Origin of the sequence: Bacillus sp. NPDC060175, assembly GCF_042728695.1 — a bacterium.
Lineage (GTDB): Bacteria > Bacillota > Bacilli > Bacillales > Bacillaceae_G > Bacillus_A.
Genome location: NZ_JBHWYR010000105.1, coordinates 1 through 12519, shown reverse-complemented (window position 1 = coordinate 12519; position 12519 = coordinate 1). Strand labels below are relative to the sequence as shown.

Here is a 12519-nt window from a genome sequence, read left to right as displayed (position 1 = left end):
TCAATGTGTTATGAAATTCGTAATTTTTAACACTTATCCCGCAATTTATGGACAATAAGATTCCCACATCGAAGTTCGAATGGAAAATAAAGAAGTTAGGGCGGAGCCGGCTGACTGTAGAGGCCCAATTGGTGCGAGTTAATAATCAATAGGGATAGACAAACCCTCGATTGATTAAAGTTTTCCTTTAGTTATAGAGAATAAACTAGGGAAATGGAAGCATTGACTCCCATCTTTAACGAGCTATAATAAAATCTAGATACATCTTTCAAAAAGAAGACATTAGTTGTAGGATAAAAAATTTCACCCTATTATTTTTTTTATAGCTTTTAGAAAACGCTTACAATTAGTGTGGAGGGGAAGCCATGTCTAAGTTCACGAAGTATTTTTTAATGGAAGCTAAAGATGTGATGACATATGTGCAAGAGAAGCTATCTAAGTTCGAACACGCAAAGGGGTTAAAGTGTAAAGAAATAGGAGATGGCAATTTAAATTATGTGTTCCGTGTTTGGGATGAAAAAGAGAATATTTCTGTCATTGTAAAGCAAGCTGGGGATACAGCGCGTATTTCAGATGAGTTTAAGTTGTCGACGAATCGTATTCGTATTGAATCTGATGTTTTGCAGTTAGAGGAGGAGTTAGCATCGGGGCTTGTTCCAAAGGTTTATTTGTTTGATAGTGTGATGAATTGTTGTGTGATGGAAGATTTATCAGATCACACAATATTGCGTACAGCACTCATGAATCATCAAATATTTCCAAGTCTTGCTGACGATTTAACTACCTTTATGGTAAATACTCTTCTATTAACATCAGATGTTGTAATGAATCATAAAGAGAAGAAGGAACTCGTGAAAAATTATATAAATCCTGAGTTATGCGAGATTACAGAGGACCTCGTATATTCTGAGCCATTCACAAATCATAATAAACGCAACGAATTGTTTCAATTAAATGAAGGTTGGATTAGAGAGAATATATATAGCGATAAGGAACTTCGTATGGAAGTAGCAAAGCTTAAATTTGCGTTTATGACGAATGCACAAGCTTTACTCCATGGTGATTTACATACTGGTTCTGTTTTTGTAAAAAGTGATTCTACAAAGGTTATTGATCCTGAGTTTGCCTTTTACGGACCTATGGGATATGACGTTGGGAATGTAATGGCGAATTTAATATTTGCTTGGGTGAATGCAGATGAGACTATGCCGCCTGGAGCTGAGAAAGATACATATATGGATTGGCTACAATCTACAATGGTAGATGTAATTGATTTATTTAAGAAGAAATTTTTAGATGCTTGGGATATTCATGTGACAGAGATTATGGCGAAGGAAGAAGGCTTTAATCGTGTTTATTTACAATCTGTATTAGAGGATACAGCCGCAGTGACGGGTCTTGAATTAATTCGTCGTATTGTTGGGCTAGCAAAGGTAAAGGATATTACTTGTATTGAGAATGAGGAAGCACGCGCCAGAGCGGAACGAATTTGCCTTCAGGCAGCGAAGAAATTTATTTTGCAGGCGAAACAATATAAAACAGGTGCAAGCTTTATAGAAACGCTAAAAGAACAATTTGTGCAGAATGCGAAGTAAGGGGAGAAGATGATGGCAGGGCAATTAATACCAATTCAGTGGAAAGATGATGCTTTAGTGTTATTGGATCAAACGGTATTACCAAACGAAGTAGTCTATGAATCTTTTAAAACGGCTGAGGGTGTGTGGGATGCGATTCAAGTAATGAAAGTACGAGGAGCACCGGCAATAGGTGTTTCAGCAGCCTATGGTGTGTATTTAGGGGTAAAGGAAGTTGCTGAAAGTTCGGCGGAAGAATTCATAGAGGAAGTAAAAAAAGTATGTGCATACTTAGCGACATCAAGACCGACGGCAGTAAATTTATTTTGGGCGCTTGAAAGAATGGAAAGTGTAGCGAAAGAGAATGCTCATTTATCAATTGCGCAGTTGAAAGATAGATTATTAGAAGAAGCAAAAGAGATTCATAGAGAAGATGAAGAAATTAACCGTCAAATTGGAGAGCACGCATTAACATTATTCCATGATGGCATGGGAGTATTAACGCATTGTAATGCAGGGGCGTTAGCAACGACGAAGTACGGTACTGCGACAGCTCCAATGTACTTAGCGAAAGAAAAAGGATGGGACTTAAAAATCTATTCGGATGAAACACGCCCTAGATTACAAGGTTCAACGTTAACAGCATTAGAACTACAGCGAGCGGGAATCGATGTAACGGTCATTACAGATAATATGGCAGCAATGGTCATGTCACAAGGGAAAATTGATGCGGTAATCGTTGGATGTGACCGCGTAGCAGCAAACGGTGATGTAGCAAATAAAATTGGAACATTAGGTGTTTCGATCTTAGCTAAATATTATAACATTCCGTTTTATGTAGCGGCACCAACGCCGACAATTGATTTGAAAACACTGACAGGAAAAGAAATTCCAATTGAAGAAAGAGATGCTTTTGAAGTGATCAATCGTTTCGGACAATACTCTGCTCCGCAAGGAAGTAAAGTATACAATCCGGCATTTGATGTCACGCCATCTGACAATGTAACAGCGATTATTACGGAAAAAGGAATTGTGAAAGCACCGTTTACGGAGAATTTAAAAAAGCTATTTCAATAAGTAGATAGTTTTTTAGAAAAATAGTCATCATAAGCTTCATACTTAGGGGGATGTATATGTTACTGCAAAAAGAAAGAGAAGAAATTGTAGCGTACGGAAAGAAAATGATTTTTAGTGGTTTAACAAAGGGGACTGGCGGTAATATTAGTATTTTTAATCGTGAACAAGGTCTTGTTGCAATTAGCCCAAGCGGTTTAGATTATTATGAAACAACGCTTGAAGATGTAGTTATATTGAATTTAGATGGTGAAGTGATAGAGGGAGAGAGAAAACCCTCAAGTGAATTAGATATGCATCTTATCTATTATAGAAATCGTGAAGATATAAATGCGCTTGTGCATACACATTCTCCTTATGCGAAGACAATCGCATCATTAGGATGGGAACTTCCTGCTGTGTCATATTTAATTGCTTTTGCAGGCCCGAATGTCCGCTGTGCACCGTATGAAACATTTGGTACAAAGCAATTAGCAGAGGCTGCTTTTGAAGGAATGATTGATCGTCGTGCAGTGTTACTTGCGAATCATGGTTTAATGGCTGGAGCGAATAATATAAAAATGGCGTTTACTATTGCAGAAGAGATTGAGTTTTGTGCTCAAATTTATTATCAAACGAAAAGTGTTGGGGAACCGAAATTATTGCCAGAAGACGAGATGGAGAATTTGGCGAAGAAGTTTGAAGGGTATGGGCAGCAGTAGAAAGCCAAAAACACCCTCAAGATTTCGCTCTTGAGGGTGTTTCTTTACGCTTTCTTAAGTAACAAATACATAAAGTAAGGTGCACCAATTAAAGCAACGACAATACCAGCGGGAATACCGTTAGGTTCAACGATATTTCGTCCGATTGTGTCTGCAAATAGTAATAGCCATCCACCAATTAAAACAGCGATAGGCATGAATATTTGATGCCTTGGACCTACTAAAGATTTTGCGATATGAGGAGCCATAAGTCCGATAAAGCTAATTCCTCCTGTTACGGAAACAGCTGCAGCAGCAAGTGCAACGGCTGCAATTAATAAGTATCTTCGTTCTTTTTCAATTTCAATGCCGACACCAATTGCGACCGGTTCGTTTAATGCTAGAATGTTTAATCGATTTGCTTTATAGAAAACAAATGGGATTAATACGATTAACCATGGAAGCATTGCGTAAACGAAGATCCAGTCATCTCCCCAAATGTTTCCGGCTATCCATTTTGCAATAAAGTCGACTTTCATACGATCTGCTGATGAAATAAGAACAATCATCATTCCAGATAGTGCAAATGAAAACCCGATACCGGTTAAGGTTAATCGTATTGGCTGAAGTCCTGTTGATTTACTATACGAAAATACGTAAATTAGAACAGCAGTAAGGAAAGCACCGATAAACCCAACGACTGGTAGTAAGTAAAGAAAAGAACCTACGTCAATTGGAAAATATAAAAAGAAAATGGAAACTGCAACACCAGCTCCAGCGTTGATTCCAAGAATGCCAGGTTCAGCTAAATCGTTACGTGTAATACCTTGCAGGATAGCACCAGATAAAGCGAGTGCCATACCGGCTAATAATGTAATGATAATTCTAGGTAGCCTTAAAGAATATAAAACGAATTCTTCTTTAAATGTACCTTGTCCCATAAGTGTTGGGATTAATCTGTCATAGGAGAGAGCGGCAGAACCGAGTCCCATTCCAATTACAATTGTTGTGATGGTAAGTATAAGTAATGCAAGTATGATAAGGCGTTGTTTCTTTAGAATAGATTGCATCATGAGAAAGTTCTTCCTCCTTTACGTACAATGAATAGGAAGAATGGTAATCCTACAATTGCGACGATTGCAGCAACTGGCGTTTCATACGGAGCGTTAATTGTACGTCCGATTGTATCTGCGAGCAGCATAAAGGAAGCACCAGCGATCGCTGACATTGGTATAACAAAACGGTAGTCTGGTCCAACGATTGGACGAACCATATGGGGTACCATAAGTCCGATAAATGCCATGTTTCCGACAAGTGCTACAGAAGCACCAGCAAGCAAGATAATAATGATAAATAAAATCGTTTTAATAACGATAATTTTTTGACCGAGTCCAACGGCAACTTCTTCACTGAAACTAAGAACTGTCAATTTCTTTGCAAGTAAGATAGCGATAAATATACTTATTGAAATAACCGGAATAATAATTTGTAATTGGCTCCAATTCGTTCCAATTACGCCCCCAGCCGTCCACATTGATACATCTTGTGAAATTTTAAAGTAAATGCCAACACCTTCTGAGATCGCAAGGAGAAATGCTGAAACAGCAGCACCAGCTAATACAATTCGAAGAGGGGAAAGTCCGCCCTTTTTCACCATGCCAATTCCGAATACCATAATAGCGCCAATTGCAGCACCGATAAAGCAAGCTAGTGTTAAGTAAAGGTAGCTTATAGAAGGATTGAAGGCAAGTGTTAGTGCAAGTGCAGCATTTGCGCCACCAGTTAAGCCTAGTAATCCCGGGTCAGCAAGTGGATTTCGTGTTAATCCTTGCATAATTGCACCAGAAACAGCGAGTCCAGCTCCTACAAAAATAGCAGCAACTTCACGTGGTAAACGTATTTCACGAAGGATGGATAACTTATCTCCTTTAGCAGAGGAAGTAAGTGCTAACCATACATCTTTTATAGAAGTATCTGCAGCACCTAACACCATTGCAAACATAAAAATAAGAAAGAATGCAATGATACTCAAAATTAATTTGTATGTAAAAGCATTGGAACGTAGATTGTCTTGCTCTTTTTTCATTCGTTTCACATCTTTTCTTTTCATAGAATAAAGGAAGAGGAATTCTTAAATTAAGAATTCCTCATGTTTGTATTATTGACCAAGAAAGCTCTTCTTGAAGAAGTCTAGTTGGAAATCTAATGTAAGTGGATCATTGAAATAGAATTCCATCATGTTTGCTTCATATACACGATTATTTTTTACTGCTGGAATGTTTTTATATGATTCTGTCTCTTGGAATGAGTTATCAGTATCTTTGTTTTTACTTACGATTAAGTAATCACCAGCAAACTCAGGTAATACCTCAGTAGATAATGCGTAGTATCCTTCTTTTAAAGCTTTTTCTTTTACTTTTTCAGGCATTTTTAATTTCATTTCTTGGTAAAGAATTTCTGTTCCACGGCCCCAGTTTTCGCCGTATACGTAAAGCTGTTTGTTGAAGTTTTCAACAACAGAAACTGTTGCATCTTCACCGATCTTCGCTTTAATGTCTTTTCCAGCTGTTTGTGCGCGTTTCTTGAAATCATCAACCCAAGTTTTTGCTTCTTTTTCTTTATTTAATAATTTACCGATCTCTAAGTGTTGTGTTAAGTAATCAACTTTTCCGTAAGTGTATGTTACAGTAGGAGCGATTTTCTTTAACTTATCAACATTTTTAATATTTGATAACCCAATGATTAAATCTGGATTTAATTCAGCAATTTTTTCAACATTCTCATCTGATACTTCAGCGACATTCTTCAGTTTGCTATCGAAACGTGGGTTTTGTTTAGACCATGAGTCTACCCCAACAAGGTTTACACCTAATGACATTACGTTACCAGCGAATGATGATAGGACAACAACACGTTGTGGATTTGCTGGAACTTCTACTTTACCATTTTCTGATTGGTATGTAATTGTTTCTGATTTTTTACCTTTTGCGTCGTTCTTCTTGTCTGTTGAACCATTGCTACAAGCACTCATAACAAGGACGAACAGAACTGTTAGTGAAATAAATAATTTTTTCATCGTCTTTCTCCTTTAAATAGATGATATGTGTATACAATAATTTGTTTAACTGCAATCTTTTTGAAAGAGTAGTGGTAATACAGAATACAAAATGTTTATTGAAAATCTTGAATATGAGATTTCACAATATAGTATTGACCATATTAATGAAAGAAGATGTAATCCCAAATTTGCTAATTATTAACAAACTGATAATGATTATCACTATTGATTCTTTAAATAATATAATTTTATATAGGTGTATTGTCAATAGTAATTTTGATTGTAAATTTTGCGGAAACAGGTTATATTTTATTGAGAATGATAATCAATGACTGATAGCTGAGGAGTGGGCACGAATGAATCGAGAAGAATTGTTTGATGTAACTGTGATAGGCGGAGGACCTGCAGGGCTTTATTCAGCTTTTTATAGTGGACTCAGAGAGATGAAAACGAAAATAATAGAATTTCAGCCACAGTTAGGTGGAAAAATACATGTTTATCCGGAAAAAATGATTTGGGATATTGGCGGATTGTTACCGGTTACTGGTGAGAAATTAATTGAGCAACTTGTACAACAAGGATTAACATTTCAGCCTGAAGTTGTATTGAATACAAAAATAGAATCAATTATTCGTAATGAAGAGGGTATTTTTACGTTGAAAACAAGCTCTGGGGAAGAACATTTTTCCAAAACAGTGATTGTCGCAACTGGGAGTGGTATATTGAATCCACAAAAGTTATCAATTGAGGGTGCGGAGAGATTCGAAGTCTCAAATTTAAATTATACAGTTAAATCGTTAAAACGTTTCAAAGATAAAACGGTAATTATTTCAGGCGGAGGGAACTCTGCAATTGATTGGGCGAACGAATTAGAACCAATCGCGAAAAAAGTTTATTTAACATATAGAAAAGAAGAATTATCTGGTCATGAAGCACAAGTAAAACAACTTATGAACAGTTCGGCGGAGTGCTTCTTTAATACATCGATTACAAAATTAATTGCTGGTGATAATCATGAGGCAATTGAATATGTAGAATTAACGAATCATGAGACAGGTGAAGTTTCTCATTTACCTATTGATGAAGTTATTATTAATCATGGATATGAACGTGACATTACATTATTGGAAAATAGTGAGCTAGATGTCGCTATTGTTGATAATTATTATATCGCAGGGAATGCAAATAGTGAGTCCTCGGTAGACGGATTATATGCCGCTGGAGATATTTTAAAGCATGACGGAAAATTACATTTAATCGCAGGAGCGTTCCAAGATGCTGGAAATGCTGTGAATAAAGCGAAACAATTTATTCAACCTGATGCAAGTGAGTACGGAATGGTTTCTTCTCATAATGAAGTATTTAAGAAGAGAAATCGAGAATTGATAAAGCAGATGATGAAATAATAAAGGAACAAGTATACCCCCATTTACTTCTCTATTCGTATGGACGAGAGAGGTAAATGGGGGTTTTCCTGTTTATTATATCTTCAATCATTATCATGACACCGGTTTCATTAGTTCATGTGACATGAACGTTTTATTTGTAATCTCTCTAGAAAACAATGAATCTAGGATTGGTTTATGCTGTCCCTTTTGCCTGTTCATTAGGAAATGGCATATTTAGTATAGATGCAATGTATTGTTTTCCGTGTTTTCGAGCTAATGATTCTAATATTTGGCGAACGCGTTTTGTAAGATGACCTTGTTTTTTTATAGACTCACAATATGCGTCATAGAAAACGTATTTAGCCCAAAGGAAATCATCTTGTTGGAATAAGAAATGATTTTTGTACCATTCGCCAATCGTATGATAGCAATTGATTTCATGTACTGCTGCACTTTGTGAAAGAATACGATCGGATAAAGAATTAGATAGATGAGAAATTGTGTTTTCTGTTTCAATTCGTAATGTTTTTTCTAACATTGTAATGATGTGACGAGTAGCCATATGTTAACTCTCCTTTGTGTAAATGGGTAATACCATTCTATATTTAAAAAAATACTTACTATACTATTATACAATATATGGAATGCATCTACCTGCTTTTTGATTCGCATTTACAAAATCTTTTTTATTTGTTTACAAAAATAAAGTAAGATACAGTATATATATGAAAAAACAATAAAGGAATGAACACATTGTATATAACGATAGAAGAAGCTGCGGAGTATTTGAAATTACCAAAATCGTATGTTGAAGACTTAATTCAGCAAAAGAAAGTTCGTGCACTGTTTGATGGAGAGCAATATTTAATAAACAAGGAACAGTTTAATACACATTTAGAACAAATGGAGAAATATAAGCAGTTAGTGGAAGAAATATTAAACGAACCAATTCCAGAAGATATGGATGTTAAAGACGAAGATTAAACTTATGAAAAGATCCCGTATTAAGATATGCAGGAATGTATCTTAATACGGGATTTTTTTGTAAAAAAAATCATTGGAATCTCGTGACTTAGTTGAATGGAAGAGAATTTTGTAGGCATGAGTACTACATGTTAAAAGCATATTTTTTCATAGCTGGGACAAACATAGAGAACGTAACCTGTACAGATACATATACTATCAGTGCAAAAGCTTATAAATTAATGGAAGGGGTTTTCTCGTGAGTTTACTTCATTGTGATTTTTTGAAAGATTTAATTGGATCTTATGTAAGAGTAAACAGAGGTGGACCAGAATCTCAAAAAGGAACAATAGTATCAGTATGTACGGACTACTTCGTATTAAAGAATGAAAAAGGAGAGCGCTATTACTATCAGCTTCGCCATCTGAAAAGTATTACAAAGAATACGAAAGATTGTGTAACAGATGATTGTGGCTGGTTGGAATATGACTGTGCAGAAGATTTTGAAAAGCTACTTCAAAGCTTCAAATACCGCTGGGTAAAAATTAATCGTGGTGGTCCAGAGAAAGTTGAAGGCATTTTACAAGACGTTTCTTGTGATTATGTAACGTTAATTATAAAAGAGGAAGTTATATTAATTGCACTAGCTCATATTAAAAGTGTTAGTTATAACGAATCAGTATGTGGAGAGAGCGATGAGAAAAGTGATGAAAGTAGCAATGATTCAAGTCGAGCTCGTGCACAAAGACAATCAAGAAGAGGAAGATAATAAGAAAGGAGGATATGAAATTGGAGAGTCTATTATGCTGTGATCAAATTAAAGGTTTAGTCGGTGAAAATGTAAAGGTAAATCTGCGCGGGCCGGAAAGTCGAGTAGGTGTACTTTTATCGTTGGGGAAAGATTACCTTACACTACAATTACCTCATGGAGAAGTAGTATATTATCAGTTGAAACATGTGAAGAGTCTAGTCAAGAAAGTGAAAGAAACAAAATGTGACGATTACTATGGTTCATGTTTCTATTCTGAGGAAGATACTTTTTTAGATGTATTAAAAGACCTGAAGTATAAGTGGATAAAGGTTAATCGTGGTGGACCAGAGTGTGTGGAAGGTTTATTAAGTGAAGTACATGATGAATGCATTACGCTAGTAAATGGTGATGAAGTCATTTACGTGATTATTTATCATATTAAGAGTGTGAATCAAGTAGTTAAATGTAAAAAGAATGAAGATGAATAATGTTTAATAAATAAGAGGGGCATTATGATGGAAAGTGAAGAACGATTTCTTATTTCGGATAGTATGAAAAGGAAGTCCTTACTATTAAGACAGAACATTGCCCCTGATTATTTTTTTAGAAATAGAAAATAGGAAAGTAAAAATTTATAGAAAGGAGGATATAGATGAATGAGTTAAACAAGAACATTGGGGAAAATATATACGTTAAATTAATCGGTGAAAAAAGATTTAAAGGTGTATTAATTGATGTAGGAAATGATATTGTTGTTCTCTACAATGGACAAGACTATGTATATATATCTTTATACCATATCCAATATTATAAATTTTTAAGAGAGCATGATGAAGAAATATTAAAACCAGATGTGGATTCTGTAATTAAGAGGGAATCCCCTTCAATTTCTTTGAGAAAAGTATTAATCACATCTAAAGGGATTTTTACAGAAATTTATGTGGCAGGAAATGCTCCAATACATGGTTATGTTACAAGTGTAATGAATGATTATATTGTTTTTTATAGTCCAGTTTATAAAACTGTATATATATCTTTAAAGCACTTGAAATGGTTAATTCCGTATAAAGAAAACCAAGTGCCTTATTCCCTCAATAAAAATGAACTCCCCGTAAATCCGTTAAATATTACGTTAGCTCGAACGTTTGAAGAACAACTTATTAAATTGTCTGGAAAAATTATGGTATTCGATTTAGGCGAGGAATCCAATAAAATTGGCAAAATGGCGAAGATTGATGAAGGACATATTGAAATATTAAAGGCCCGAGATGCAAAAATGTATGTAAATCTTCAACATGTAAAATCTGTCCATTGTCCGTAGGCTAGTTTAAAGGGCTGGCTTTTTCTTTTATATATGCGGAAGAAAAGGTCGAGCCTATTTGTTTATCGCTATTTGGATATGAGGGGGAAAGTGAATTGAATATATAAGTATGTTACTGTTTTTACTTATAAAGAGGTAATCTTGTACGAAATTATAAAAAAGATGTACGAGCTACCTTTTGGTGTATTCAATTCACTTTTTGAGGAAGTGCTGCTCAACTACTTTATTAAAGGGGTTTTGTTTGTGGAGCAGTTTCCAAATTCGTTTTCGATTACATTGCTTGGCAGTGCTGGTGGAGCAGCAAAAGCAGTGTTAGCAATTTTGAATCAAGCGGTAGTAAATGAAAAAGATCCAATTTATGAAGTGATAAAAAATATGAACTTCCATTTGGTGGATATAAAACAAAAAGATAAAAGTTATTATGATGAGTTGTTTCCAAATCTGAAAGAGCAATTTTTTTTATATGAAATAAACCTTCAAGATGTAGTCAAATTTAAACAACATTTAAAAGAAAAAAGAACGAAGGTTGTTATTGATGTTTCAGGGACAGATACGATTAGGGTACTGAGTTGTTGTAATGACCTTGGCATTTGTTACATTAATTCGGCTTTGGAAAATGAGGCGGTAGATCAGGACGATAGTTTACTTGGTTTTCAGCTTACGGAAAGGTATACGAGGTTTGAGAAGGAGAAAGAAACATTTACAAATACAAGAGCGATTATAGGCTCAGGTATGAATCCGGGTGTTGTTCAATGGATGGTTGTTGAACTTATGAAAGAACGTCCAAATGAAAAGCCGCGAGCATGCTATATTGTAGAACATGATAATTCATTTTTGGGTGATAAAGGGCTAATAAAACCTCATACACTTTATGCATCATGGGCAGTAGAGCGTTTTCTTGATGAAGCGATATGGAGTTATCCTATGTATATGAGCCATCATCGTCCACTTTACTTTTATGAGGATGTATATGCTTCAGAGTATAAAGTGAAGTTGGGAGAAAAAGAGTTTTATGGTTGTTTAATGCCGCATGAGGAAGTTTTAATTTTAGGAAAAAACTTCAATATGGAAGTTGGTTTTCTTTATCGAATTAATGAGTATACGACAAATATAATTAGACAGAACTTAGATAAAGTAGAAGATTTATGGAACTGGAATCGTAAAGTATTTAATCCAGCGGAAGAAGAGGTCGCGGGAGAGGATCTAGTTGGTGTGTTACTCGTTTATGAAAATAGCGAGACATATATGTATAATGTGATGAATAGCAGCCAAGTTTTTCATAAATATAAAACGAATGCAACTTACTTCCAAGTAGGGTGTGGAATTTATGCAGGCTTGTGCAGTTTACTTTTAGATCAATTTGGACAAGGGGCTTATTATGTCGAGGAATTATTATTAAATACAGAAGGTAAGTACGGCGAATATTTAAAATTATATATGAAGGATTTTGTAATAGGGCAAAATAATTTTACGGATGGACTGCTACACGATAGAGTAAGATGGATATAAGTTGTGACCAAAAAGGAAGGAGAGATTTTCTTCCTTTTAGTATTATAAGGTTACATATTGCCCTGAAAGCAATTTCATACTTATAATTTAAAGAGATAACAGTGGAAATGTTTTTTTGTATCGATCAAGAGGAGTTTTTTATATGAACAAATACAAGAGCTTGATTTATGAAGAAAGAAAAGCTTTAAAGGTATTTATATT

The 12519-nt window shown here is 35.1% G+C and carries 13 protein-coding genes; 9 read left to right on the top strand and 4 right to left on the bottom strand.

What is annotated here, in order from left to right:
- Positions 1-365 precede the first annotated feature (365 nt).
- From mtnK to ACFWDE_RS27775, 3 genes are read left to right on the top strand one after another with little or no spacing between them, the layout of a single operon-like run.
- A complete protein-coding gene (gene mtnK / locus ACFWDE_RS27785; RefSeq protein ID WP_377896045.1) occupies positions 366-1595 on the top strand; it encodes an S-methyl-5-thioribose kinase in 1230 nt (409 codons plus the stop codon).
- Positions 1596-1607: 12 nt separating this feature from the next.
- Positions 1608-2651, top strand: a complete 1044-nt coding sequence (gene mtnA, locus ACFWDE_RS27780) for an S-methyl-5-thioribose-1-phosphate isomerase (protein ID WP_377896044.1) — start codon at positions 1608-1610, stop codon at positions 2649-2651.
- A gap of 56 nt (positions 2652-2707) precedes the next feature.
- A complete protein-coding gene (locus tag ACFWDE_RS27775; RefSeq protein ID WP_377896043.1) occupies positions 2708-3349 on the top strand; it encodes an L-fuculose-phosphate aldolase in 642 nt (213 codons plus the stop codon).
- A 44-nt stretch (positions 3350-3393) separates the two neighbouring features.
- Here the strand turns inward: ACFWDE_RS27775 and ACFWDE_RS27770 are convergent, their stop codons facing one another.
- The 3 genes from ACFWDE_RS27770 to ACFWDE_RS27760 are packed head-to-tail and all read right to left on the bottom strand — an operon-like array spanning position 3394 to position 6404.
- Positions 3394-4401: a FecCD family ABC transporter permease gene (locus ACFWDE_RS27770; protein WP_377896042.1), complete on the bottom strand. Its 1008-nt coding sequence runs from the start codon at positions 4399-4401 to the stop codon at positions 3394-3396.
- On the bottom strand, positions 4398-5438 hold the full coding sequence (locus tag ACFWDE_RS27765) for a FecCD family ABC transporter permease (RefSeq protein WP_377896041.1): 1041 nt from the start codon (positions 5436-5438) through the stop codon (positions 4398-4400). Before ACFWDE_RS27765 ends, ACFWDE_RS27770 begins: the two co-directional genes overlap by 4 nt.
- A 48-nt stretch (positions 5439-5486) precedes the next feature.
- Positions 5487-6404, bottom strand: a complete 918-nt coding sequence (locus tag ACFWDE_RS27760) for an iron-hydroxamate ABC transporter substrate-binding protein (protein WP_000732562.1) — start codon at positions 6402-6404, stop codon at positions 5487-5489.
- A 338-nt stretch (positions 6405-6742) separates the two neighbouring features.
- Here ACFWDE_RS27760 and ACFWDE_RS27755 point away from each other — a divergent pair, with 338 nt between their 5' ends.
- Positions 6743-7792, top strand: coding sequence for an NAD(P)/FAD-dependent oxidoreductase (locus tag ACFWDE_RS27755; RefSeq protein WP_193648024.1), 1050 nt, complete (start codon positions 6743-6745; stop codon positions 7790-7792).
- Between the two features lie 175 nt (positions 7793-7967).
- Here ACFWDE_RS27755 and ACFWDE_RS27750 read toward each other — a convergent pair whose 3' ends face one another.
- The gene (locus tag ACFWDE_RS27750) at positions 7968-8336 is read right to left on the bottom strand and encodes a hypothetical protein (protein ID WP_377896040.1); all 369 of its coding nucleotides are present in this window, start codon (positions 8334-8336) and stop codon (positions 7968-7970) included.
- 182 nt (positions 8337-8518) lie between these two features.
- On the opposite strand from ACFWDE_RS27750, the gene ACFWDE_RS27745 reads away from it, so the two are divergent.
- The 5 genes from ACFWDE_RS27745 (at position 8519) to ACFWDE_RS27725 (ending at position 12318) form a co-directional block, all read left to right on the top strand.
- Positions 8519-8758: a helix-turn-helix domain-containing protein gene (locus tag ACFWDE_RS27745; RefSeq protein ID WP_002010190.1), complete on the top strand. Its 240-nt coding sequence runs from the start codon at positions 8519-8521 to the stop codon at positions 8756-8758.
- A 238-nt stretch (positions 8759-8996) separates the two neighbouring features.
- Positions 8997-9506 carry a spore coat protein gene (locus ACFWDE_RS27740; protein WP_113938010.1) on the top strand — a complete coding sequence of 170 codons (510 nt, stop codon included), beginning with the start codon at positions 8997-8999 and terminating at the stop codon, positions 9504-9506.
- Between the two features lie 20 nt (positions 9507-9526).
- The gene (locus ACFWDE_RS27735) at positions 9527-9976 is read left to right on the top strand and encodes a spore coat protein (RefSeq protein ID WP_377896039.1); all 450 of its coding nucleotides are present in this window, start codon (positions 9527-9529) and stop codon (positions 9974-9976) included.
- A 164-nt stretch (positions 9977-10140) separates the two neighbouring features.
- Positions 10141-10809: an LSm family protein gene (locus ACFWDE_RS27730; protein WP_377896038.1), complete on the top strand. Its 669-nt coding sequence runs from the start codon at positions 10141-10143 to the stop codon at positions 10807-10809.
- 243 nt (positions 10810-11052) lie between these two features.
- Entirely contained in the window at positions 11053-12318 is a 1266-nt protein-coding gene (locus ACFWDE_RS27725) for an S-adenosylmethionine decarboxylase related protein (protein ID WP_377896037.1), read from the top strand.
- The last annotated feature ends 201 nt before the right edge of the window (positions 12319-12519 follow it).